The 23926-nt window shown below is 67.6% G+C and carries 18 protein-coding genes; 14 read left to right on the forward strand and 4 right to left on the reverse strand.

Annotated features, from left to right (window positions below; genetic code table 11):
* Positions 1 to 21: 21 nt before the first annotated feature.
* Together HLB44_RS15725 and HLB44_RS15730 are read right to left on the reverse strand one after the other, a co-directional pair.
* Entirely contained in the window at positions 22 to 786 is a 765-nt protein-coding gene (locus tag HLB44_RS15725) for a response regulator transcription factor (protein WP_173124091.1), read from the reverse strand.
* Positions 787 to 921: 135 nt separating this feature from the next.
* A complete protein-coding gene (locus HLB44_RS15730; protein ID WP_173124093.1) occupies positions 922 to 2352 on the reverse strand; it encodes a sensor domain-containing protein in 1431 nt (476 codons plus the stop codon).
* A 164-nt stretch (positions 2353 to 2516) separates the two neighbouring features.
* Here HLB44_RS15730 and HLB44_RS15735 point away from each other — a divergent pair, with 164 nt between their 5' ends.
* Genes HLB44_RS15735 through HLB44_RS15780 form a run of 10 tightly spaced genes read left to right on the forward strand, consistent with a single transcriptional unit; the run spans position 2517 to position 13114 of the window.
* The gene (locus tag HLB44_RS15735) at positions 2517 to 2879 is read left to right on the forward strand and encodes a toxin co-regulated pilus biosynthesis Q family protein (RefSeq protein ID WP_173124095.1); all 363 of its coding nucleotides are present in this window, start codon (positions 2517 to 2519) and stop codon (positions 2877 to 2879) included.
* Positions 2880 to 2917: 38 nt separating this feature from the next.
* Positions 2918 to 4543, forward strand: a complete 1626-nt coding sequence (gene pilN, locus HLB44_RS15740; protein WP_246312308.1) for a PilN family type IVB pilus formation outer membrane protein — start codon at positions 2918 to 2920, stop codon at positions 4541 to 4543.
* A gap of 18 nt (positions 4544 to 4561) precedes the next feature.
* The gene (pilO2, locus tag HLB44_RS15745) at positions 4562 to 5854 is read left to right on the forward strand and encodes a type 4b pilus protein PilO2 (RefSeq protein WP_173124099.1); all 1293 of its coding nucleotides are present in this window, start codon (positions 4562 to 4564) and stop codon (positions 5852 to 5854) included.
* 16 nt (positions 5855 to 5870) lie between these two features.
* Entirely contained in the window at positions 5871 to 6356 is a 486-nt protein-coding gene (pilP, locus tag HLB44_RS15750; protein WP_173124101.1) for a type IV pilus biogenesis protein PilP, read from the forward strand.
* 44 nt (positions 6357 to 6400) lie between these two features.
* Positions 6401 to 7987 carry a GspE/PulE family protein gene (locus HLB44_RS15755; RefSeq protein WP_246312272.1) on the forward strand — a complete coding sequence of 529 codons (1587 nt, stop codon included), beginning with the start codon at positions 6401 to 6403 and terminating at the stop codon, positions 7985 to 7987.
* A complete protein-coding gene (locus HLB44_RS15760) occupies positions 7977 to 9053 on the forward strand; it encodes a type II secretion system F family protein (protein ID WP_173124105.1) in 1077 nt (358 codons plus the stop codon). Before HLB44_RS15755 ends, HLB44_RS15760 begins: the two co-directional genes overlap by 11 nt.
* A gap of 44 nt (positions 9054 to 9097) precedes the next feature.
* On the forward strand, positions 9098 to 9637 hold the full coding sequence (locus HLB44_RS15765; protein WP_246312273.1) for a type 4 pilus major pilin: 540 nt from the start codon (positions 9098 to 9100) through the stop codon (positions 9635 to 9637).
* Between the two features lie 37 nt (positions 9638 to 9674).
* Positions 9675 to 10142 (forward strand): type IV pilus biogenesis protein PilM, encoded by a 468-nt coding sequence (pilM, locus tag HLB44_RS15770; RefSeq protein ID WP_173124107.1) that lies wholly within the window; start codon positions 9675 to 9677, stop codon positions 10140 to 10142.
* Complete coding sequence (gene pilV, locus HLB44_RS15775; RefSeq protein ID WP_173124109.1) at positions 10102 to 11664, forward strand: shufflon system plasmid conjugative transfer pilus tip adhesin PilV; 1563 nt, start codon at positions 10102 to 10104, stop codon at positions 11662 to 11664. The genes pilM and pilV overlap by 41 nt, the downstream gene beginning before the upstream one ends.
* Before the next feature lie 40 nt (positions 11665 to 11704).
* Positions 11705 to 13114, forward strand: coding sequence for a hypothetical protein (locus HLB44_RS15780; RefSeq protein ID WP_173124111.1), 1410 nt, complete (start codon positions 11705 to 11707; stop codon positions 13112 to 13114).
* On the opposite strand, the gene HLB44_RS15785 is transcribed toward HLB44_RS15780, so the two are convergent.
* Positions 13103 to 13816: a hypothetical protein gene (locus tag HLB44_RS15785; protein WP_173124113.1), complete on the reverse strand. Its 714-nt coding sequence runs from the start codon at positions 13814 to 13816 to the stop codon at positions 13103 to 13105. The two genes, HLB44_RS15780 and HLB44_RS15785, sit on opposite strands and share 12 nt — an antisense overlap.
* On the opposite strand from HLB44_RS15785, the gene HLB44_RS15790 reads away from it, so the two are divergent.
* The 4 genes from HLB44_RS15790 (at position 13811) to HLB44_RS15805 (ending at position 18533) form a co-directional block, all read left to right on the forward strand.
* Entirely contained in the window at positions 13811 to 14332 is a 522-nt protein-coding gene (locus HLB44_RS15790) for an HD-GYP domain-containing protein (RefSeq protein ID WP_173124115.1), read from the forward strand. The genes HLB44_RS15785 and HLB44_RS15790 overlap by 6 nt on opposite strands.
* A gap of 142 nt (positions 14333 to 14474) precedes the next feature.
* Positions 14475 to 14990: a hypothetical protein gene (locus HLB44_RS15795; protein WP_173124117.1), complete on the forward strand. Its 516-nt coding sequence runs from the start codon at positions 14475 to 14477 to the stop codon at positions 14988 to 14990.
* 107 nt (positions 14991 to 15097) lie between these two features.
* Positions 15098 to 17983, forward strand: coding sequence for an ATP-binding response regulator (locus HLB44_RS15800; protein WP_173124119.1), 2886 nt, complete (start codon positions 15098 to 15100; stop codon positions 17981 to 17983).
* 103 nt (positions 17984 to 18086) lie between these two features.
* Entirely contained in the window at positions 18087 to 18533 is a 447-nt protein-coding gene (locus tag HLB44_RS15805; protein WP_173124121.1) for a phosphoribosyltransferase, read from the forward strand.
* Between the two features lie 96 nt (positions 18534 to 18629).
* On the opposite strand, the gene HLB44_RS15810 is transcribed toward HLB44_RS15805, so the two are convergent.
* The gene (locus HLB44_RS15810; RefSeq protein ID WP_173124123.1) at positions 18630 to 23765 is read right to left on the reverse strand and encodes a hypothetical protein; all 5136 of its coding nucleotides are present in this window, start codon (positions 23763 to 23765) and stop codon (positions 18630 to 18632) included.
* Between the last annotated feature and the right edge of the window lie 161 nt (positions 23766 to 23926).

The raw sequence follows: 23926 nt of genomic DNA on the forward strand, positions 1-23926 counted from the left end.
CTCGCCGCGCCCGCCGCGCCCTCAGGCCTGCATCACCACGGCCCGGTGCGAATCCGCCATCTCGATCCCGCTGACGCGGTGCCCATGGGCATGCCGCACCTCGCATTGCTCCAGCCGGTAGCCCTGGGCGTAGGTCGTGCGGATCACGACGCCGCGCTCGGGGCTCAGGCCGATCTTGCGGCGCAGCTTGTAGACGTGCTGCTCGATGGCGCGGCCGGCGATGTCCTTGTCGGCGCCCCAGATCGCCAGGCTGATGGCCTCGCGCGACAGGCGCGCACCGGCGTTGGAGAACAGCAGCCAGGCGAGCGCGAACTCGCGCGGCGTCAGCGTCACCGGGACGCCGCGGTCCATCAGCGTGCCGGCGCGCTTGTCGAGCACGAAGCCGGCAACCTCGGCGCGGGTGCGGCCGGCGTCGGAGGCGCCGCTGCGGCGCAGCACGGCCTTCACGCGGGCGATCAATTCTTGATGATCGAAAGGCCTGGCGATGCAGTCATCGGCCCCGGCTTCCAGCGCATCCGCCACCCGCTGCGCGTCCCAGCGCGAGGACAGCAGCAACACCGGCACCGTCTCGCCGATGCGCGAGCGCAGCCACGACAGCACACCGGCTTCCATCGCCGAGTCGTTGCCGACGTCGACGATCACGAGGTCGATGCCGCCGCGATGGCGCAGGGCCCGCATCAGCGCGATCTCATGGCGGAAGAGCTCGTAGTCGAGACCGTGCCGTACCAGCAGCTCCGGGAGCTCGGCGGCGAGAAACTCATTGCGGATACAGCATGCGATGTTCATTGCTCGGCGCCTTGTGGAAATCGTTGAGGATGTGCTCTCTCTGCACAACCTGTGCCAGCCTCTTCACCGGGGGAGCGGGCCATCAAACATTGCGGGTCTGCAAGCTCAAGGGCCGGGGAGCCTTGCAGGCGTGCATCAGGAGGGCTGAACCAGCTGGCCCATGCCGACGCTCAGCGGCTGGCGCACCGGCGAGCCGGCCAGCAGCATCGGCAGCGCCGCGGCGGGCGCCGGCCGCGCGAAGTAGTAGCCCTGGCACTGGTCGCAGCCCAGCCGGCGCAGGATGTCGAGCTGCTCGGCCGTTTCCACGCCCTCGGCGACCGTGGTCAGCCCCAGGTTCTTGGCGAGCTGGATGATCCCCGCGACGATCGTCTCGACCTTGCGGTCGTGCACGATGCTGCGCACGAAGCTCTGGTCGATCTTCAGCTTGCAGACGGGTAGCTCGCGCAGGTAGCTCAGGCTCGAGTAGCCGGTGCCGAAGTCGTCCACCGCCAGCCCTACGCCGCTGGCGGCCAGCGCATGCATCTTCGCGAGCGCGTCGTCCATGTTCTCCACCAGCGTGCTCTCGGTGATCTCGAACTCGATCAGTCGCGGGTCGATGCGCGCTGCGTCCAGCGTGCCGAGGATCGAGTGGACGAACTCCGGCTGGCCGAACTCGCGCGGCGAGAGGTTCACTGCCATGGGCACCGGGCGATGCCCGGCATCGCGCCAGGCGCACATCTGGCGGCATGCCTCGAGGAAGGTCCAGCGGCCCAGCGACACGATGAGCCCGCTGGATTCGGCGACCGGAATGAAGTGCGAAGGCGGGATCCACTCGCCGTCGTCGGTGCGCCAGCGCAGCAGCGCCTCCAGCCCGCACACATCCATGCGGCACAGGTCGACCAAGGGCTGGTAGTGCAGCTCGAACCGGCTTTGCTCGACCGCCGCGCGCAGCCGGTCCTCGAACACCAGGTCGCGCTGCTCGTCGGCCCGCCATTTCGCCAGCTCGTCGTGCAGGCGCAGGGCCGAATGCTTGATGTGCATGGTCGCCTCCGCCAAGCGGCGGCGCGACCGGCGCGCCGCCGCGCGGGCCCGTTCGCGCTCGGTGACCTCTTCGACGATCCACAGTGCGCGAGGACTGCCGGTTGCGGCGGCCAGATGGTGCCCCGTCCCGCGCAGCCACAGCTCGCTGCCATCGTCGCGCACCAGGTGCTTTTCCGCGCTGTGCGCTCCTTCGCAGCCGCACAGGGCAGGCGCGTGGAACAGCGGCATGCGCCGGCCGACGAGGGTGCCGTGGCCGCTGCCGATGAGGCGTTCCAGCCTGCTATTGCAGCGCTCGACGATTCCCGCGTCCGTTACCACCGCCACGCCGACCGCTGCGTTGTCGAACAGCGCGCCGGCGAGGATTTTGTCGTTCAGGTTCATCAATGGGAGCCTCCGCTCGAATGCGTTTGCCCCGAACGAACGCATGGAGCGTGCCATGCCGCGTGCCGCGCCGCGACGGCCGGAGGGAGCGGGCGAACCGGACATTCGGAATTGCGAGACCTGCGCGCGGAGGTCTTGCAATTGCGCAAGGCATCGGGTCCGCAATGCTCACCGAATGGTGAGCTTTCGGTGAGGTTTCCCTCAATCAATTCAGCTTGCTTCTCTCTGTGGGACTGGGTGCAATCGAGCGACGAAGCCGCCGATGGCACGGTTGCTGCTTTTAGGCCGCAGACCTGAGCCTGAAAGGACATTCCGTGAGGTTGCTTTCGATGAAAAGTGCATTCAATGTCGTCGTGGTCCTGGCCGCATGCGCGTTCGCCGCGCAGGTGTGCCACGCCTCCGATGGCGCCAAGCCCGCGAGTACCGAACCTGCCACGACGCAGTGGACCATCGCGACCAGCGACGCCACCGTGAAGTCGGCCATTGCCCGTTGGGCCAAGACCGCCGGCTGGCAGCTGGTGTGGGAGCTGCCGGTGGACTACTCGATCGGCGCGAACGCCACGCTCAATGGCAGCTTCGAAGAAGCCGTGGAGACGGTGGTTCGCAGCATGCAGGGCGCCGAGACGCCGATGAAGGCCGTCTTCTATCGCGGCAACAACGTGCTGCGCATCGTCGCGAAAGGAATGCAATGAAATCCTCATTCAAGCTCACGAGTGTGCTCGTGGCCGCCATGCTGGTCAGCGGCTGCGCGGGACTCGCCGAGCGCATCGAGCGCGTCATCGACGACAGCGTCTTGCGCGCGGGCGGACTGAAGGCTCAGGCCGCCGCTCCGGTCGCAACGCTTGCCGCGGCGCCTGCCGCAGCGTCCGCGTCCGCTGCCGCTGCAACCACTCCGCCGGTCGCTCGTGAAGAGGGGCTGTGGATCGCGCGCAGCGCCATTCGCATGGAGCCGGTCGAGAACCTGCCGCCGGTCTTCCTGCAGCCCGCCACCTTCGATCGCACGGTGTCTTCGCTGAGCGAGTTCGCCGAGCGCATCACCTTGCGTGCCGGACTGGCCGTGCGGGTGACGCCGGACGCGCAGACGGCTTCGCAGCGCACGCTGCAGGGCGAGTCGGCCGCACGGCCGGCCACACCGGCCGGCGCAGCGCCGTCGCTGTCGCCGACGCCGGCCCCCGCTCGCAACGGCGCCAACGGCCAGAACGGAACGCGGTTGGCCTATTCCGGTGGTCCGCTCAAGGGCCTGCTCGACATGGCAGCGGCGCGCTTCGGCGTGTCGTGGCGCCCGATGGATGGCGGCGTGCAGTTCTATTACACCGATACGCGCTCATTCCAGATCCGCGCCATTCCCGGCGATGCATCGCTGAGCGCTGCGGTGGGCAATACCTCGTCGGCTGCCGGCGGCGGCGGCACGGGCAATGCGCCTGCCGCCCAGCGCAACAGCCAGCAGAACATCGCGGTGTCGTCGCGGCTGTCGGTCTTCGAGAGTATCGAGAAGTCGGTCCTGAGCATGTTGTCGACCGAGGGCAAGGCCAGTGCCTCGCCGGCGACCGGCACGATTTCGGTGACCGATACGCCGCATGTGCTCGAGCGCGTCGCGAAGTTCCTCGAAGAAGAGAACCGGTCGCTGTCGCGCCAGGTGATGATCGACGTGACCGTGCTCGCGGTGAGCAAGGACGATCTCGACGACTACGGCATCAAGTGGGACATCGTCTATGGCGACCTGTCCCGCCGCTTCGGCATCCAGAACACCTATTCCCCGCAGTCCGGCAGCGGTTCGTTCTCGGCCGCGGTGCTCAATACCGCGACCAGCAAGCTGGCCGGCTCGAGCCTGATGCTCACTGCGCTGTCGAGCCAAGGCAGGGTGCGGCGCGAGACCTCCGCATCGGTGGCAACGCTGAACAACCAGCCGGTGCCGGTGCAGGTGGCCACGCAGACCACCTACCTGCGGTCCACGTCGACCTCGCAGGCCGTCAACGCCGGCACCACGACGACGCTGGAGCCCGGCACGATCACGTCGGGATTCAACATGACGATCCTGCCGCACGTGCTGTCCAACGGTACCGTGCTGCTGCAGTTCGGCACCGACATCTCGTCGCTGCGCACGATCCGCACCGTCACCAGCAACGGCACGACGATCGAGACGCCCGAAGTCGATACGCGCAACTTCCTGCAGCGCGTGGCGATGAAGTCCGGCGACACGCTGGTGATCAGCGGCTTCGAGCAGACCGACGACAACGTCGATCGCAAGGGCGTCGGCGATCCCAAGATGATCCTGTTCGGCGGCGGCGTGAAGGCGAAGGCGAACAAGGAAGTGATCGTCATTCTTGTCACGCCGATCGCCGTCGGCGGCGCCTGAGCGGCGGAGGTCAAACGCATGTCCGCTCAGATCGTCCAGATCGGCAAGGACAGGTTCATCTGCGGCCTGTTCTGGCAGTCGCTGTCGCGTCCGCGCGAGTTGAACAAGGAAGCCGTCGAACTCGGGCGGCGCATGAAGTTCGACCTGTTCGTCATCCTGCGGGATTACGGCACGGTCCAGGCCGGCTACGCGAACGCCATCGATGGTGCGAAGAGCGGGGTGTATTCGCTCGGCTCGGCCGTCGCCAAGGGTGTGGCGCTCGAAGGCGCGCATTACGAGGGCAAGCGCGAAGCAGTCGCGAGCTGGCTTGCCGCCGTCAAGGTCGGCGAGGACAAGTACGCCTACTTCGCGGTGCGCGACCACTGCTTCCTGCCCAACGGCGACTTCGCGGGCAGCAAGCAGGAAGTCATCGACAGGCTGACGTCGGACTATGCGCTCGGCGGGTGGAACGTCGTCTTCGGCGACGAGGAACTGCGCGAGATCGGCTTCCACAATTTCCAGGCCCGCGGCGTCGGCGATTTCCTGCCGCGTGGACGCGGCGGTGCCGTGCGCGTGCATCGCTGGTGGCGCATGCGCCCCCTCGTGGCGCCGCGCTGGGCGATCGCGGCAACCATCGGCGGCGTGGCCAGCGTGGTCGCGCTCGCCGCGCTCTGGGTCCAATACACCGATCGTCGGGCGGCACTCGAGAAGGCCGTGGTGCAGCAGGCCAGTCGCGTCGTCCCATCGGCCCACGCGGCGCCGCCGCCGCCGCATCCCTGGCCCGGGCAGCCGCTGCCGGCGGACTTCGTGCGCGCCTGCACCGCTGCGTTCGCGCACTTCTCGCCCGGCGGCTGGCCCATCGACAGCTACGACTGCAACGGCAACCTGGCGACCCATGCCTGGAAGCGTGGCAACTCGTTCGTCGAGTACCTGCGCCAGGCGGTGCCCGAAGCGGCGGTCGACCTCGAAGGCAACGGCGCCACGCTGGCGCGGCCGCTGTCGACCACGGCCTCCGGGCGCGACGAACCCCTGTTGCTCGCCAAGGACGTGTTGGCGCAAGTGGTCTCTTCGCTTCAGATGCTCGGGCTCAAGCCGCAGCTCACGCTCGTGCCGCCGCCGCCCCCGCCGCCCGCCCCCCAGGGCGCCGCACTGGCGCCCGCGCCACTGCCACCGTCGCTGCCGGACTGGCAGACGTTCCGCCTGAGCGTGAACACCGGCGGGCTTGCGCCGAGTGAAGTGGTGGCTGTGCTGCAGCAGCCGGGCGTTCGCCTCGGCCGGCTCTTGTTCAACGGGACCGAATGGTCCATCGAAGGAGTGATCTATGCCAAATAGCTGTTGGGGCGCCCTCGTGGCGTGCCTGCTTGCCCATGGAGCGGTTTCGGCCGCTCCGCCCGCTGCCGACGAACTGGCGCGCATCGAATCCGAGACCGCGGTGCTGAAGGCGCGCGCACGAAAGGTCGACGTGCAGGCTCAGATCGCCGGCCGGCAGGCCGAGATCGCGACGCGCGAGGCCGAGACGAAGCGGGCGGTGAACGGCACCACGGGCGAGCGGCCGGTGCTGTACGCCGTCGAAGGCATCGGCAGCGTGCTGTTCGCGACGCTCGAGCTGTCCAACCAGAAGATGATCGACGTCCGTGCCGGCGACATGCTGGCCGATGGTTCGCGCGTCGTCTCGATCCGGCCAAATGAAGTCGTGCTGGAGACAGCGCGCAAGGATCGCATTCGCCTCACGGGCACCGGACGCGCCGGCGCCGAGTTCGCGCCGCTCCCGTCGGCCATGCCCGCCATGCCTGGATTGCCGGCCGTGCCCCCGCTGCCGGCCCTGCGCCCGTAAACATCGTGGTGGTTCACATGAAGCCAGAGGCGCTCGCTTCCGCCATGTCCGTCGCGGCGATCACGCTCGAGGACGTGAAGGGCGGTGCGATGTACGGCGTCAAGGCGGTCAGCGCGGAAGGCGACCTGCGAGCCAGTGCCGAGGAGGCCAAGCTGCTGTGCCTGCTCTCCGACGGGCGCCTGCTCATCGCGCCGGGGCACGGGATGAACCCGCATGTGCTGTCGTTCTGCGCGCGCCTGGATCGGCTGGGCCAGCCGTATCGCCCGCTGCCGGCCACCTTCGAGGTGATCGCGCATTTGCGCGACATCGGGGGCGGCGAGCGCGGCCCGCGCGTGGACCACACGAAGATGCAGGTGACGGCCAAGGAGCTGCTCACCCGCGCCTGCAACGACCGCGCGTCGGACATCCACATCCGCGTGCGTCGCAACGGCACGGAAATCTACTTCCGCATCCACAACGACCTGGTGCGCGTGATGAGCCACACGCGCGAATACGGCGAGCGCCTGCTGGCCACGCTGTACGCGGCGATGACCACCGTTTCCGACAACGCGTACAAGCCCAACGAGCGGCAGGACGCGAGCATCGGCGACCGCGACAAGCTGCCCAACAACCTGCACGGCGTGCGCATTGCCACGGCGCCGACCAACGAGGGCAACCTCATGGTGATGCGCCTGCTCTACAACGACGCGGGCGATGACGTCGATCTGCAGCCGCTGGGTTACTCCAGCGACCACGCGGCCATGTTGAAGGTGCTGCAGGACCAGCCCATCGGCATGAACATCATCAGCGGGCCCACCGGCTCCGGCAAGTCGACGACGCTGCAGCGCGTGCTCACGGGTCAGCTGCTGGCGTCCAAAGGCACGCTGCATGTCATCACGGTGGAAGACCCCATCGAGTACCCGATTCCGGGTGCCGTTCAGACGCCGGTGACCAATGCGCCGACCGAGGACGAGCGCTCGCGCCTTTTCTCCGCGGCCATCTCCAACGCGATGCGGCTGGACCCGGACACCATCATGATCGGCGAGGTGCGCGACCGCGCTTCGGCGCAGAGCGCATTGCGCGCCGCGATGACCGGTCACCAGGTGTGGACCACGGTGCACGCGAACAACGCGATCGCCATCGTCGACCGCCTGGTCGACCTCGGCCTGCCGCTGCCGATGGTGGCCGACCCCTCGGTGGTCACCGGCCTCATCAGCCAGCGGCTGGTCAAGGTGTTGTGCCCGGCCTGCAAGCAGCCGCTGCTCGGCAACGAGCGCCAATTGCCCGACGACGTGCTGGGCCGCGTCAAGCGGGCGGTCGGTCCGGCCATCGGCGGCGTGCACATCGCCGGGCCCGGCTGCGACCGCTGCCGCGGCTACGGCACCGCCGGCCGCACCTGCATCGTCGAGGTCGTCACGCCCGACGCGCAGTTCTTCGAATACATCCGTTCCGGGCAGAAGCTGCTGGCCATGGAGTACTGGCTCTCCGAGCAGCAGGGCGCGACCCTGCTGGACCACGCCATCGTCAAGGTGGCCGCCGGCACCGTCGACCCGCGCATGGCCGAGAAGGCCGTGGGCCACCTGACGCGGAACACGCTCGCACCGCGCGTCGACAGCCGCTATGCGGCCCTGGAGAGCATCAATGCGCATTGAAATCGAACGGCGCTTCGCGCGCCTGCAATTCGGCGGGCAGGTGCGCGTGCGCCTGTACCGCAAGATCGCCACGATGCTCGCCAACGGGATGTCGCTGCTCAGGATTCTCGAGGAGCTGCATCGCCGCGCGTCGGACGACGGGCGCAAGCCCGGCGACTCGATGGCCATCGTGCTCGATGACTGGCGCCGTTCGGTGCAGAACGGGCGCATGCTGTCGGAGGCGATGCACGACTGGGTGCCGCCTTCCGAGGCCATGATCGTGATGGCGGGCGAGCAATCCGGCCGCCTCGAAAAGGCACTCTCGGCGGTGGTCAGCGTGGTCGACGCTTCGTCGCGCATCCGCACGGCCATCGTGGGCGGCTTGGTGTACCCCGCGGTCGTGCTCGTGCTGGTGATGGTGTACCTGTACCTGTTCGGCACGCGGGTCATTCCGGAATTCGCGCGAATCGCCGATCCGAGGACCTGGCGCGGCGCCGCGTATTCGCTGCACGTGATGTCCGAGATCGTGCAGACATGGATGCCCTGGATCGCGCTGGGCCTCGTCGCGACGGTGGTCGGCGTGTTGATCGCGATGCCGCGCTGGAACGGCAGGGTTCGCGAGGTGTTCGATCGCGTGCCGCCCTTTTCGATCTATCGCCTGGTGGTCGGCAGCGGTTTCCTGATGGCGTTCTCCGCGCTGCAGGACGCAGGCATGACGGTCGAGAAGTGTCTGGTGCGCTTGAACGCGATGGCCGACCCCTGGCTGCGCCAGCGGCTGGAGGGCGCGCTGCTCGGCGTCAAGTCGGGCCTGAACTGCGGCGAGGCACTGCGCAATGCGGGCTACGGCTTTCCTTCGGAAGAAATCGTCGACGACTTGTGCATCTACGCGGAGTTGCGTGGGTTTTCGGCTGCGCTGCAGCTTCTGGCGGACGAATGGATGGCCCGGGGCGTGGTCACCATTTCAACGCAGATGCGCGTGCTCAATGGGTTCTCGATCGCCACGCTGGCGATCGTGATCGGGTGGCTGGTGTCCGGGTTCTTCGGCATTCAGCAGGAGATCGCGGCATCGACGCGCGCGATTCGTTAGTACTTTCTTCAGTTCACTTCACTTCATTCAAGAGGAATCGAGTCATGAAAAGCAATCGCACTGCCAAGGTATCCATCGTCCGCGCCGCGCAGCGGGGCGCTTCGCTGCTGGAATCGATCGCCTTCCTGGGCATCGCGGCCATCGTCATCCTCGGCGCGGTCGCATTGCTGCTGGGCGGCTTCAGCAGCGCCAACTCCAATCGCGCCGAGACGGAAGTCAACGCCATTCGCACCGGTGTGAAGCGGCTCTTCATGGGCCAGAGCGCGTCGTACGGCACGGCGAACATGAATGCCACGCTGATCAATGCCAAGGTGTTCCCCACGTCGCTGTCGATGGACACGGGGACGAACGCGGTGAACAACGCGTGGAACGGCGCGGTCACCGTGGTCGGTGCGACGCAGAACTTCCTGATCACCTACGCGGCCGTGCCGAAGTCGGTGTGCATCGACCTCGTGGCCGCCGGCGGCGACTGGATCGGCGTGAAGGTCAACGGCGGCGCGAGCTTGACGATGCCGGTGACCCCCACCGCGGCAACCACCGCTTGCAACGCCGCGGCCAACTCGATCGAGTGGACCGGCAACTGAACCGGACGTTCGGACCAAAGATTGCAGGAGACGTGCCATGTGGCCCTTGGTCATAGTGATCTCGATGGCCTCTGCCATCGGGTGTTTGTTGCTCGCCGGTCAGGGATCGCGTGAACCGGCGCAGCAGCAAGTGGTGGGAGAAGATCTGGCGCTCAACATGGCGGTGTACCGCACGCTGGTGGTGGAGTACGCGCGGGCGCATCCGACGTTCACCGGGTCGGTGGGCCATGGCGTGCTGCCCGAGCCGTCGTGGTACAGGCGCAGCAGCACGTGGAAAAACCAGGTCCGTGGCGACGGCACGATCGTCATCTACGGGGCGCCAGCGGCAACGGCCGGCCTGACCACCCAGATCGCCGAGTTGTCGTCGTACTCCATCAATGCAGGCGAAGCTCGCGTGCCGTCGAGCGGCGGGACGGCCACGTTGTGGACGCCGCGCTTCGGCGACACCGGGCTGCAGCTGCCTGGTGTGCCCGCCGGTGCGACCGTCTGGATCGGACGTCTTTGAGGATCACATGAACGAACGAACCATGGGGCGCCGCAGTCGCGGCTTTACCCTGATCGAAATCCTCGCGGCGCTGGCGATCGGCGCGCTGATGACCGCCGGCCTGGTGAAGCTGCTGCTGTCCTCGATCGAGGACACCCGCGGCACGCAGGCCGCGCTGCACCAGGGGCGCGTCACCGCGGCCGCGCAGCGCTACATCACCACCAAGCGCGACGTGCTGTTGGCCTCGGCCACGGCCGTCGCGCCGGCGCGGGTCACGGTCGCCGACTTGAAGACCGCCGGCTTCCTGTCGACGAGCCTTCAGGCGACCAACGCCTTCGGACAAACACCCTGCGTGCTGGTGCTGCAGCCGTCGGCCGGCGTGCTGGAGGCGCTGGTCGTGACCGAAGGCGGCGTGGCGGTACCGCAGAAGGACCTGGCCCTGGTGGCCGCCAACGCTGGGGAGGGCAGCGGCTACATCGCCTACGGCGCACCCACCGTGGCGCAAGGCGCGTTCGGCTCGTGGAGTCTGTCGACGGCCGCGCTGAGCAAATACCTCGCCAGCAATTGCACGGGGACCGTCGCCGCCGCGGGCCGGCTGGCCTCCGCGATCTTCTTCGTGGATGGCAGCAACGCGGCGTCCGACTTCGTCTACCGTGCCGCGGTGCCGGGGCACCCGGAGCTCAACCGCATGAGCACGCCGCTGCACATGGCGGCAGTCGCCGTCGCTGACACTTCCGATGCGCGCTGTGTCGCGGCGGACGTGACGACGCAGGGCCGCATCGCCGTCGATGCCACGGGCCGCGTGTTGAGCTGCCAGGCCGGCGTATGGCGCAAGCAGGGCTCCGCGTGGTGGAAGGACCCGGTGGCCAATCATGTCGATCTGCCGGCTTCCGACAACGTCACCGGTGACGTGCGAATGGTCACTGCACTGTCGCGTGCATTCACCTGGACCGGTACGGCATGGGTGGCGCTGAGCGTGGACGAGAACGGCAACCTGACGGTGCCCGGCACCGTCACGGCCAATGCCGTCGACACCGGCACCGTGCAACTGAACACCGTCGTCGTAAGGGAAACCCCCTGCGCGAGCGCCGGCCTGATCGCGCGCGACGCGGCCGGCCTGCCGCTGGTGTGCACGGGCGGTGTCTGGCGCAGCACGCAGGACGAGTTGGTCGGGGCTACCGTGTTCCAGCAGGACTACAACGACAAGCCTGCCCACGGCACCAAGGATTTCTATGCCATCGATCTGAGGACGCTTCCGGGTCCGCGGCCGCTCTTCATCACCGGGTACTCCTACTGCGACACCACCGGCAGCTCACGCGCGCTGGCCGTGGCCGAACCCTTCGACGCCGGCGGTGGCCGCCTCGGCTATTCCGGTGGCTGCGGAGCCATCAGCGATGCCGGGGGCAGCCGGGTGTTCACCAAAGGCGTCATTCCACTGGTGAAGCTGCCTGCGAATGCCGTCTTCATTCGCGTGTACATGGAGCCGGGCACGGCGGACCCGGACCATTCGTGGATGAGGCTGCAGATCAAGGCCAGCCAGTGACGGGCGGGCCGCTCTGCGGCGGCAGTCGTCCCCTCCGGCCATGGAATCCCGTGCGGTGATGATGAAACTCAGCAGTGCCTCTACTGCCAACCCGACGTCCCCTGCAAACGAGGGCGTGGACGCCCAAGCGGACTCGCGCCGCGCCAGTACCTCGAGCCGGGCCTCCACCGCCGCGCCGTTGCCGCCCGGCGGCCTGAAGGCCCGGCTCAAGGACAAGCAGGTTCGCGCCGAGGCGCTGGGCCATTGCGCGACCGAACTGCACGCACACAAGACTGCATCCGGCTACCAGCACACGAACGCCAAGACCGGTCCGGCCCGGGCGATCGGCAAGCTGAAGAACTTGGCTGCGGCCGCATTCCAGTCGAAGCCCGACTATCAACAGCGTGAAGCCGCCAGGTTCCTCGCGCACGTCGTCGATGGCGCGATTCCGGGTAAGGTGATCAGGCCCGATCCCGTCGATTCGACCTATACGCAGTACCAGGCGACGATCAATCACCACCACGTCCAGGTGTCCTTGAAGAACACCGACAGCGGTGTTCACGTCTTGCCGCCCGACTATCACGCCGACCCGCCGCTCGTGCTGGCGACCCAGAACCTTCAGCAGAAGAAGAACTGGACGGTGCGTTATGGCGCTGAGACGGCGCTTTCGGCGCAGAGGCAGACGGCCGTGCTGAGCCGCACCGATCCGAAGACTGCCGCGCAGGCCTTCGAACACTACCTGCTGACCAACCTGCCGCAAGGTTCGGATATTCTGGACAGCGACGTGCAGAAGGGCGTCAACCTCCTGATCGAGCAGCACCCGGACGCGGTGATGAAGTCGCTCAGGACGAACGTACTGCCGAACGCGGACGGGAGGGGCGTGCTGGAATCGTTGCGGGTCTTCTGCAACGGCACTGGCACGACCAAGGTGTTGAATTGCGAGGAGATCAAGGCCCTGCCGCTGGAGGATCGCGATGCGGCGCTGATCATGGCCTATCGGGTCTTGTACAAGCCCTTGAACCGCATGCAGCGCAGCCACCGGCCGGAGCGCGATGCAGTGCATGACCTGGTGGTCCGCATCAACGACGCGCTGAAGAAGTTGCCCCGCCATGAGGGAGAGGGATTCATCATGCGCCGCATAGACGTTCCGCAGCGCGTCATCGACGAGTACGTCGCTCTCGTAGGGAAGACCTACGGCGAAAAGATGTTCTTGAGCTGCACGACCAACGAAGACGTGTTGAAGAAGTACCCCGGCAACGTCGATTTCTACATCAAATCCACGAACGGGCGGGACCTCGGCCCCCTGTCCCCGCACAATGAGGTGCTGGTGCCGGCGAACAGCTGGCAGAACATCGACAAGGTGGAGCTCGGACGGGCACCCGGCGGTCGGCGCACCGCCAAGGTCTGGATGACGGAGGTGCCGCCGCCGCTGTTCAACTCCGGGGCGGCATCCTCGAAGTCACCTCAGTGACTCGGTCATAGATGGCGCCCACACCATCGAGTCGTAGCATGGTCTGAGGCTCAACAATGTTGAGAGGCGCTCCTCGCCGGCCGGCGAGACGCCGAAATCCAGTGCATGCAGCTCTGTCCGCTTTCCAGCGTCAGGCAACGGCTCACCCTCGGTGCACCGCTGCCGTTCAACGTTCGCAATGCCGATCGAACATTGCTGCTGGCGCGCGGGCAGGTCATCCGTTGCGAAAACCAGATGCAGGCCCTGTTCGAACGAGGCGCGCTGGTCGACCTCGACGATCTGCCGCCGCGCGGGCCCGATCCGGCTTCTTGCCCGCGCGAAGCCCTCGTCGAGTTGTGGGATCGCACTGTCGACCGCCTCGGACGAATCCTCAAGAGCTCGGTCCATGCCGACTTCCTGGCCGCGTTGAACGAATCGGCTGCCCCGTTGATCGCGCTGATCGAGCGTGACCCTGACCTCGCGATCTTCCAGATCGTGCGGCACGAGTCCGCCGGCCGTACGCATCCCGGCGTGGCGCACAGCGTGCACACGGCGATCGCGGTGCGCCTGGCGGGCCAGCGGCTCGGATGGGATGCCCACATGCTGCGCAGCTCGTTTCGCGCCGCGCTGACGATGAACCTGTCGATCCTCGAGCTCGAAGGCCGGCTGGCGACCCAGGCGACGCCATTGAATGCCGCGCAGCGCGAGGCGATCGACATGCATCCGCTGCGCAGCGCGGAGATTCTGCAGTCGGCGGGCATCACCGATGCCATATGGCTTGGCGCGGTGGCACAGCATCACGAGGTCGACGGCGGCACGGGCTATCCGCGTCGATTGCACAGCGTCCACGAAGCCGCGGCGCTGGTACGCCGCGCGGATGCCTACACCACGATGCTGAGCGCGCGTGCGGCGATGAAGCCTCAGGATGCCGCCCGGGCGCTGTACCTCGACGAACAGGGGCACCCGATGGCCGCCGCGCTGGTCAAGGAGTTTGGCATCTACCCGCCCGGCTGCTGCGTCCGTTTGGCCAGCGGCGAGATGGGGATCGTGGTCAAGCGCGGTCCGGCGAGCAACACGCCGATCGTTGCGATCGTGGTCAATCGCCTCGGCGAGCCGTTGCTGGCACCGGTGCGGCGCAGTACCGCGAAGCCTGAGCTGGCGATCGTCGACGTGGTGGCCGAATCGCGCCTGAAGGTGCGCGTATCGCGCGAACAGCTGGCGCTGCTCGGCGGCGATTGAGCATGGCCTTGCGAAAGCCCGTGCGGGCGAAGGCCGAGGCCGATTCGCGAAGCGCTGGCCGGCCCCCGGCGTTTCGCCTCGCAGCGCACGGCTTCGGCTGCGGCCAGCCGCAACTGAGCTAGCCTGCAACACTGGTCCCGATATGCCGAGCCTTCACCACCGCCCTGCACCCGCGGCCACCGCGGAAGACGAGTTGAGCGAGTCGCTGGCGCGCGCCATCGACGCGTGCTACGCCGCCATGTTCAAGGCGCGGCTGCTGCCGCAAGCGATCCTGCACGGCATGGAGGAGCACTTGGCGGCGCTCGAGCACTTGCGGCAGGTGCCCGGATTCGCAGCGCTGCGCGCACGCCATCCGGGGCTGGCCCGCTTCGATGAGCTGCAGAAGGGCCTGGAATTCCGGACGCTGCCGCCGCCGCGCTGGCAGGGCGAATGGCCGGCGCGGCGGCGGCCTCGCCCTGATGACCTGGCCGGGTCGATCGATGAGCGCATGCGCAGCGCGCGCGCATGTGGGCTGCTGCCGCAGGCGATCCTGCACGTGATGCAGGAGGACGTCTACGTCCTGCAGGATCTGAGCATCGACCCGCGCTTCGAAGACTTTTGCCGCGACTATCCGGAGATGCTGCGCTTCGCGCGACTCGCGGAGTGCCTGGCGTGGTGAGCCGGTGCACGAGGATGCCTCGGTAGAAACACCGTGGCTCCCTCGACCGCTCGTTGCGGCGCGTCGGGCATCATCGGGAACCTGCTCGACATGCTGGAGCAGCCCCCATGAACATCGAGTTCTACGGAACCGCGCAAGCGGTCGCTGCCCTCGAGGTGCAGCGCGAAGCCGCCGAAGGCGCGGCACGGGCCACGCTGCTCACGCGGCTGGCGTGGTATCTGCGCTGGAATCCCGTGCGATCGAGCCGGCTGGCCGATGAAGCGCAGGCGCTGCTGGCGCTCGACGCGACGCTCGACAAGGCCCAGCGCATCGACATCGAAGCCCGGCTGGCGTGCGTGCGCGCCGAGGCCAGATTTGCGTTCGGCGAATTGGAGGCCGCCGCCGAGCTGGCCGCTCTCGCGCGGCAGCGCTTCGAAGAAGTCGACGATTTCGCGGGTGTGGGCGATGCCTGCGTGATCGAGGCGAAGCTCTTCGGCTTCGCCGGCGATGTGGTGCGACGCGATGGAGCCCGTGAATCGGCCTTGCGCAGCTACCGGCGTGCCGGCGATGCGCTGCGCAGCGGGATCGCCGAACTCATTCTGGCTGGGGCGGAAGGAGGCGTCACCGACCGCGGTGCGGGGATGGAAGGCTGGCGTTCCGCAGTCGACGCTGCGCAAGCATCCGACGACCTGTTGTTGCGGATGCTGGTGCAGCAGTGGCGCGGCACCCATGCGTGGGACGCCGACCCCGGCCGTTGCGTGGCCCACTTTCAGGCGGCCTACGAGTTGGCAGTGCAAATGGGCCAGGAGGCCTTCGCATCCAGGAGCGCGCGCAACGTCGCCGCTGCCAACAACAACCACAATGGCGACCGCGCTTCGTCGCTCGAATGGGTGCAGCGCTCGTTGATGCACGCCCGCATGACCGAGAGCCCTGCGACGCTGCTGCTGCCGCTCACCTCGCTCGCATTGGGGCTCGGTGACATGGACCGGCTCGACGCCGCACGGGAGGTGGTGCGCGAAGCTGCCGCCATCGGTTCGGCCGTGCCCAATTCCGCCAACTGGATGAACCTCTGCAGCGTGGCAGGCGACATCGCCATGAGGGTGGGCGACCATGCGGACGCCTTGCACTGGCACACCGAGCAGGTGAGAGTGGCGCGGCTGCTGAAGATGTCGCAAGACCTCAGCGCCGGTTTGTCCGATCAGGCGCGGGCCCTGTCCGAGCTGGGCCGCCGCGACGAGGCCGTGGCTGCCATGGAAGAGTCCCTCACCCATTGCGACGAACACGTCGTGCTCGCGCAGGGGCTCGCCCGCTATGCGGCGATCGCGCGCAAGCACGGCCTGCCTGTTCCGCCGGGCTCGTCGGCACCGAACGCGGCCATCCACTACCTCGAAGCCGCGCTTGCCGTCGAGGCCGCTATTCCCGGCCGGACTGCATCGCCCGAAGCGCTCGTGGCGCTGTCGCGCGACTACGAAGCGGTGGGCGACCTGAAGCGGGCGCTCGACTGCGAGCGGCGGGCGGCCGCGGCGCGTGAAGTGTCTGCCGGCAAGAAGGCGGCCGACATGGCAACGACGCTGCAGGTCCAGCACCAGACCGAGCGCGCGCATGCCGAGGCGGCGCACCAGCGCAAGCTGGCCGAGCTGGAAGCGCGCCGCGCCGATGCCGAAGCAGCGGCCAACCACGCCAAGAGCGAGTTCCTGGCCAACATGAGCCACGAGCTGCGTTCGCCGCTGAACGCGATGCTGGGCTTCAGCCGGCTGCTGCAGCGCGAGGCATCGCTGACCGAGCGCGCGCGGCGCGACCTGGGCATCGTGTTGAAGAGCGGCGAGCACCTGTACACCCTGATCAACGAGGTGCTGGAGCTGTCCAAGAGCGGCGCGGGCCGGCTCACGCTGCAGACCCGTGCCGTCGACCTGTACGCCCTGCTCGACGAGCTGCAGGCAATGTTCTCGCTGTCGGCAATCCAGAAAGGGCTGGCGCTCGAAGTCGCCGCGGACCCCGCCGTGCCGCAGGCCGTGGAAGCCGACGCGATCAAGCTGCGCCAAGTCCTGATCAACCTGCTGAGCAACGCGATGAAGTTCACCGAGCGCGGCAGGGTGCGGCTGCACGTCGACGCGGTGCCGCAGGGGCTGAGCTTCAGCGTCACCGACACCGGCGTGGGGATCGAGGCCGGCGAGCTGCAACAGCTGGGCGAGGCATTCGTGCAGGCGCGCGCGGGCCGCCGCGCCGCGGAAGGCACGGGGCTCGGCCTGGCGCTGAGCCGGCGCTACGTGGAGCTGATGGGCGGCAAGCTGGTCCTCGCGAGCCGGCCCGGACACGGCACCACCGTGAGCTTCACGCTCGCGCTGCAGCGGGCGGAGGTGGCCAGCATGCCTTCGCGCACGCCGGCTCCCGGCCGCGTGCTCGGCCTGGCGCCGGGCACGCCGCGACTGCGCGTGCTGGCGGTGGACGACAACGCCGAGGGCCGGCAGTTGCTGGTGCGGCTGCTCGAGCCCCTGGGCTTCGAGCTGCGCGAGGCGGCCAACGGGCTGGAGGCGGTGCAGCTGTGCGACGAGTGGCCGCCGCACCTGGTGTGGATGGACATGCGCATGCCCGTGCTCGACGGCCTGGAAGCCACCCGGCGCATCAAGGCCGCGCACCCGGCCATCGTCGTCATCGCGCTCACCGCCAGCAGCTTCGAGGAGGACCGCGATCAGATGCTGGCCACCGGCTGCGACGACTTCCTGCGCAAGCCCTTCGCCGAAGCCGCGCTGCTGGAGACGATCGGCCGGCATCTGCATGTGGAGTTCGTTCGGGAAGAGGGCGCCGCGGCCGCAGCCGACGAGACCCTCGGCGAGCTGAGCGCACCGCAGCGCGAATCGCTGAAGCGCGCGCTGCAGCAGCTGGACATGGACGAGATCGAGCGCAGCGTGCAAGCGATCCGCGCGGCCGACCAGGGCATCGCCAACCGCCTCGCGCTGCTCATCGAGCAGTTCCGCTATCGCGAAGTGATCGAGCTGCTGGAGAAACAGGCCTGAACACACTGGCACCGAGGCCGCCTCTTGAATATCATCGCCGGTCTGGGAGTCCCCGTCGTGGCCCGCGCAGGCACGCGACAGACGTCACCACGGGAGACCCGGGATGACGCGAGAGCTGCTGATGGCGCCGTTGCCCGAATTGGCACGGCTGCTGGCGAGTTCCGACCTGACCAACCTGCTCGTCATCGCGCTGCCGCCGGGCGGCCTGGTGCCGGCGATGCGGCTGTCGGGCCTGCTGGGGGCACCGGTCGACGTGCTGCTGGTGCAAGACACAGGGCCGGATTCCGAGCTGGCGCCGGCCGAGCGCAGCGGCCGCTGGCCGATGCTGGCGGGCCGCTCGATCGTGCTGGTCGATGACGGCAGCGCCGATGCGGCGGCCCTTGCCGCGGCGCTGGCCGCCCTGCGTGCGATGGGAGCCGTGCGGCTGATCGTCGCGGTGGCGGAGCCGCCCCCGATCGCGCCGGCGCAGCATCCGCCGTTGACGCTCACTTCACGCGTCAGGCTCGTGGAACGTCCAGCCGCAGCACACTCGAAGGAGACCATTGCATGAACGACCGCTACTCCGGCGCGACGACGCCGGCGGACACCGATGCCGCCGCCACGGCCGCCGCCTGCGACAGGTGATCCTCACCCGCCCCAATACCGATCAGGAGGGTCCTTCCCCCGGGTCGAGCTTTGCCGCGCGCAGCCTTAGCCGCTCCATCTTTGCGGCGCGCGCGGCCTCGTCAGCCTCCTCAATCGGCTGATCGGCCAAGTCACGCCGAGCCTGCAAGATATCGTCGTAGGTGGCATCGGCCGGCGGATCATCCGGGAACTCGTCGGACCCCGGCTCGCCGGTCGGGGAGGCCCTGCGGGGCGGCGATCCGGACTTTTGCAACACCGTGGTCAATGCGCCGCAGAAGTCATCGCCTATCAGCAGGGCGACCGGCTCCGCGCCCTTGTCGTCCGCATTGGCCGGGGGAACCACGATCGGGGCGCCGCCGCGGCGCGCAGTGACCATGAATACCGCCAGGTTGCGCTTGTACTTCTCGTTGATGCGGTCCACCAGGTCCTTGATCTTGTCATCGGTGAGCTCCCCTTCGGTGAGGCCCAGTTCCGCATCGTCGAGGAAAACCTTGGCCTCTTCCATGTGGTCCAGCTCGTACTTCGTGGTCGCGTGCTGGATCAGTGAAATGACCGTGGCCTCGGCGGCGTCCTCGCCCTCGTTGCGCGCCGCCACCACGCCCTCCAGTTCCAGGTCTCGCACGAGCTGCGCAAAGTCTTCTTCCGGGTCGCTGATGAGCGAGTCGGTTTCTTTCTCTTCCGGGAAGAAACTCGGCACCTCGAGCGTGTCGGTGGGCGCTTGGAACCCGCCCGTGGACGGCGAGCCCTGCTCGAGCCGAACCATGAGCTTCAGCACCGACTCCACGGCGTCCTCGGCGCCTGCGGGATTGGGTCGAACCGAAGGCGTGATGCCTTCGATAATCTTCTTCGGATTTCGCAAGGCACTGGCCAGCGTCCCCTCGGCCGGCAGGGTGCCGAACGGCTTGATCTGCGTAGGCATCTTGTACTGTGCGTGCCTGAACGCGCCCGGACGCACAAGGGTGCGCCAGCCCTCGCCGGTCTTGGCGTTCTCGGCTGTCTTCACGCGCGCGGCCGAGAACCTGTTCACGTCGCGTGTCACCGAAATGAGCTTGACGAATGCGTCGAAGACCGGCCGGCCCCTCTTCGGGTCTTCGAAGTAGGCCACCCGCTGCTCGGGAGTCTCCAGCTTCTTGATCTCGGCCTTGACCTTCGCCCAATCGATGACGTCGGCCGGCGGGGGGCTCGCCCGGTTGAGGCGCCCGCCGGCGTTGTCCAGGGCCGTGGTCTTGGAGAACATCTCGCCCACCGCCTGCGCGTCCCTCGCGAGGGACCGCGGAGGGCCGCCCCGCACGATGGGTTCGAGCACCTTGCCCGGCTTGTAGTGCATCGTCTCGTTGGCGACCTCGGCATAGCGCTTGAGCGTGTCGGTGGCGAAATAGCGGAAGAATTCGTTTTCCAGCTTGCCCTTCGCCGGCAGTGCCGCTCCGCCGTCGGCGGTGGCATCGCGGAACGCGAGATAGTCGTCGATCAAGGCCGGGATCGTCGCCCCGTTGCCGAAGTATTGGGTACGCAGGAAGGGGTTCTCCGCGAACACCTGCTGCAGGGACTTCTCCTGCGCCATCAGGGACGTGAGCTGCGAATGATCGGTCGCCTTCGCCGGCCCCTTCCCCTTTGCGTCCTCCGGCACCGCCGTCTCGCGCACGAGCTCGACGTAGGCATCGAGCACCGCGCGGCCCTTCGCCGGGTTGGTGAAGTAGGCCATCCTCTGCTCGGGGGTCTTCAGCGCCTGGATCTCGGCCTTCGTCGCCTCCCATGTGACGCCGTCCAACTTCGCATTGACCGCCTGCGTCCGCGCCGCGTCGGCCGGGCCCTCGCCGCCACCACCGGGCGCAAGGTGCTGGTCGATCGCACCCGTGATCAGGTCCGGGTTGCCGAAGTATTTGGCCAGCAGGTCGGGGCTCGCGTCGAACAGCTGCGGCAGCGTCTTTTCCAGCTCCAGCGCTCCCGTCAGCTTCGGATGCTGCATCAGCGCGTAGCCGAGGTCGGTCCCCATGACCTCCCAGGCGTGCGAGGTGGCCGCATCGGTGACCTGCAGGCCGGCGGACAGCCCGGTGCCCAGCGGAATCTTCGGGAACGAAATATCGAGGTCCAGGTTCTTGTTGGACAGCAATTTCCAGTACTGCAGGCGGCAGCCCTCCGTCCCCGGTGGCCGGCGGATCTTGATGACGAGGTTCAAGCCGGCGGTGGCCGGTATTGCCATGCTCTGCACCTGGCGCGCCACGTCCTCCAGCTGCGGTTGGAGGGTCTCGACCTTGGTGCCGGGGTAAGCCGCCTGCACCGCCTGCTTCACCACCGCGAACAGCGCCGCTCCCGTCAGCGGGTCTCCCTTGAGGGGGAACTTCCACTGCATGTACTGGCCGATGCGGCACGGGTTCGAATGGGTGGTCGCATTCATGAGCTCGACCTGAACGCCGATGCCGGCCGCCAGGCCGCTGCCGACGAAGCTCATCGGCTTCATCGTGCCCCCCGCCTCCTGGGCCACGCCCTCGGCGGCGTTGAGCTTCGCGCCGCCGGTCATGTTCGCCTTGAAGCCCAGCGTGTGCTTCTTGGCAACGGTGCGGTCGATGATGGAGGCATCGCTGCGGACCAGGGTGTCGCGGTCGTACGGCAAGTAGCAGTTCTTGTCCATGATGCCGTGCGCATAGTTGAACGCGGCGTTGGCGTTGGCCAGCAGTCGGCGATCGTGGTGATCCGGGATTCCTTTCAACTCCATCTGCCGGTTCAGTACCCACAGGTGCGCGCTGCTGAGCCCGAGCGCCAGGCCGATCGCATCGAAACTCTGCGCCAGGAACTCCTCCGGCTGTTCCAGTACCTCCTCCAGGAAGCCCTGGTAATTCCCGCCCCAGATCAGTTTATTGAGGTTCCAGAAGCTCTCCTCTTGCCATTTCCTCAGCGACTGCTGCGCGTGCTCCGGCAGGTCCTCGCCCTTCGTCGCCAGGCACGGGCCTTCCTTGCCGAGCGTGATGGCGAGCTCCGCCAGGCCTAGGCAGGCGGCGCCGACCAGATGCACCTTCTCCATGCTCGGCCGAGCGATGGTGGCTTGCAGTTGGGCGGGCACCGCATTGCCATAGAAATGCGATTGCGCGTCCAGCGCGGCCTTCAGGCCCGGTGGAGGCGGAATCTTCATGCCCGGCTTGGTTGTCGTCTTGCCGCTGAACTCATGTCTTAGCGCGGCGTACAGGTGCGCCACGGGTGGCTTCATGTGGCCGGGCGCATCGTCCAGTTGCGCGTCGACGTCGGTGTAGATCCTCATCGGGTCGCGCGGGTCCTTGTGCTGCGACGGATCCAGCATTTCGTAGGATGCCGCCGCGTGCCGCAAGTGATAGCTCGCGAAGCTGTACTTGACGCCACCCTGGGCGCCCAGGTCCTGCTTGAGGTTGCCGCCCCATTTGCCGATGCCCGTGAGGCGCGGCGTCTCGGCGGTGACCTCGATGTATGCCTGGCGGACGGGAAATTCGGTGCGGCCCGCCGGCTCCGATACCGGATTGGAGAGATCCAGCGGGCTTCTGATCGGCAAGTCCTTCTTGGCATGCATGGCCTGCTCGGCCGACGTGGCTCCCCGGGGAAACGAGCCGTCCAGGAGCTGCGTCCACTGTGTGCCGGTGTTGAGCTTTTCATCCAGGCTGGCGGCCAGCACGTGCAGATGAGTGGTGTTGTAGCCCTTTTCCAGCTTGGCCTTGGTCAGGAACGTCGGCGCGCCGGGCTCGGGCGTATAAGGCCGCCCCAATAGCTTGCCCACCGCGCGCTGGAGTGTCTGCACGGCCTTTCTCGCTTTGAGCGCCTTGGGCCCCGCGCTGGGGGGGATCAATTTGTTGAACAGCGACTTGTTGGCCTCGCGGTTCACGCGCATCTTGACCACTTCCTTGGGATCGCCGTGCTCGTAGTAGTCGCCCACGATCCCGCCGGCCTTGACCGACACCATTCCGAGAAACTTGGCCTTGCCGCCGACGTCCTTCGTAACGATCAGGTCGGTGTCGGTGTCGTCGTCTCCCGCCATCGTGTTGGTCCGGACTCCGCTGGCGGTGATCGCCACGCCATGGGTGCTGCCGCCCAGCGTGAATCCGGTGGAGGTGACGACGCCGGCGCCGCTGCGCTTGCTCGCGAAGCCCTGGGCCACGCCCTCCACGTTCTTCACTTCCTTGTGGGCGTAGTCGTCCTGCAGGTGGGTGGCGGCGGCCCCCACCAACTGCCGCTTGACCTCTTTCAGCGTCTTTCCCAAGTCGCGAAAGATCTCGCCCTCGCGGAACCAAGGCGGAACGGTTACCCAATACAACGGGCCGGCGGCGGCCCCTCGCAGCGCCCAGCACGCTTTGTCAGCGCTTTCTGCCGCCTTGGCGAAGCCATGGCGGAGGGCTATCAACAACTTGGCCTGCTCGGCCGCCACGGCCGCCTTCGGGTTCTCCGCGTAGGCCTTCGCAGCCTTCTCTGCTGCTTTCGCAGCCTTCGCGGCGGCTTTCTCGTCCACCAGGGGCGGCGTGCTGGCCTTCGAGTCAAATTCAAGGGGGGGGGGCGAGCCGGTCTGCGAGTCCCGCTCAGGGGGCGTGCTGCCAGGCGTCTTGTTCAAAAGGATGTCGGCCGCCATCAGGGACGGCGAGGCGACCAGCGCGAGGAGCTTGTCGAGATCGCCCATCAGCGTCTCCAGGGCCTCCCTCTGGTGCTTCCAGGGCCCCCCGGCCTTCAGGTCGGCTTTCTCTGCGGCCTTCGCAGCCTTCGCGGCGGCCTTCGCGTCCAGCTTGGGGGGCGTGCTGCCATTCAAGTCCGCTTCCGGGGGGGACGTGCTGCCATTCAAGTCCGCTTCCGGGGGGGGGGGCGTGCTGGCCTTCGAGTCCAACTCGAGGCGGGGGAGCGAGCCGGTCTCCGAGTCCCGCTCAGGGGGCGTGCTGGACATCGAGTCCGCGCTGGCGGGCGTGTCGCCAGGCTGCTTCGTGTCGGACCTGTTGGCATTCCGTTTCAAGGTTTTCGCCGTCGGCAGCATCTCCTTCATGCTTTGCAGCAACACGGTCATGGCCTCGCGGTCCACGCGGCCGGTGTGCGGATCGATCACGGGGCGGATTCCGTCTGCGGAATCCGTGGAACCCTTCGACGAACTCACGATTCGAGTTACGGACGCCTGATCGAGCACCTTTGCTTTGTCTTCCTTGTAGAGGCGGTATTCCAACAGCCCGTCCGCGCCGCCGGTGCCTACCTCCGGCGGGTTGAAGCCCCCCCCGGGAGCCTCCCCGCCGGCTGCGGTTCCGGCAAAGTTGCTGGCTATCCGTGAGGGGTGTATGGACCCCCCCCCGAGCCCTGCGGGCGGGTTGCCCGCATTACTGGGCTGCC

Origin of the sequence: Pseudaquabacterium terrae (assembly GCF_013266755.1) — a bacterium.
GTDB lineage: Bacteria > Pseudomonadota > Gammaproteobacteria > Burkholderiales > Burkholderiaceae_C > Pseudaquabacterium > Pseudaquabacterium terrae.

Coding starts and splice junctions, on each gene's coding strand:
- HLB44_RS15725 (WP_173124091.1), bottom strand. CDS start 786: ATGAACATCGCATGCTGTATCCGCAATGAGTTTCTCGCCGCCGAGCTC.
- HLB44_RS15735 (WP_173124095.1), top strand. CDS start 2,517: ATGAAAAGTGCATTCAATGTCGTCGTGGTCCTGGCCGCATGCGCGTTC.
- pilN (WP_246312308.1), top strand. CDS start 2,918: ATGCTGGTCAGCGGCTGCGCGGGACTCGCCGAGCGCATCGAGCGCGTC.
- pilO2 (WP_173124099.1), top strand. CDS start 4,562: ATGTCCGCTCAGATCGTCCAGATCGGCAAGGACAGGTTCATCTGCGGC.
- HLB44_RS15755 (WP_246312272.1), top strand. CDS start 6,401: ATGTCCGTCGCGGCGATCACGCTCGAGGACGTGAAGGGCGGTGCGATG.
- HLB44_RS15760 (WP_173124105.1), top strand. CDS start 7,977: ATGCGCATTGAAATCGAACGGCGCTTCGCGCGCCTGCAATTCGGCGGG.
- HLB44_RS15765 (WP_246312273.1), top strand. CDS start 9,098: ATGAAAAGCAATCGCACTGCCAAGGTATCCATCGTCCGCGCCGCGCAG.
- pilM (WP_173124107.1), top strand. CDS start 9,675: ATGTGGCCCTTGGTCATAGTGATCTCGATGGCCTCTGCCATCGGGTGT.
- HLB44_RS15780 (WP_173124111.1), top strand. CDS start 11,705: ATGGAATCCCGTGCGGTGATGATGAAACTCAGCAGTGCCTCTACTGCC.
- HLB44_RS15790 (WP_173124115.1), top strand. CDS start 13,811: ATGCATCCGCTGCGCAGCGCGGAGATTCTGCAGTCGGCGGGCATCACC.
- HLB44_RS15785 (WP_173124113.1), bottom strand. CDS start 13,816: ATGCATGTCGATCGCCTCGCGCTGCGCGGCATTCAATGGCGTCGCCTG.
- HLB44_RS15795 (WP_173124117.1), top strand. CDS start 14,475: ATGCCGAGCCTTCACCACCGCCCTGCACCCGCGGCCACCGCGGAAGAC.
- HLB44_RS15800 (WP_173124119.1), top strand. CDS start 15,098: ATGAACATCGAGTTCTACGGAACCGCGCAAGCGGTCGCTGCCCTCGAG.
- HLB44_RS15805 (WP_173124121.1), top strand. CDS start 18,087: ATGACGCGAGAGCTGCTGATGGCGCCGTTGCCCGAATTGGCACGGCTG.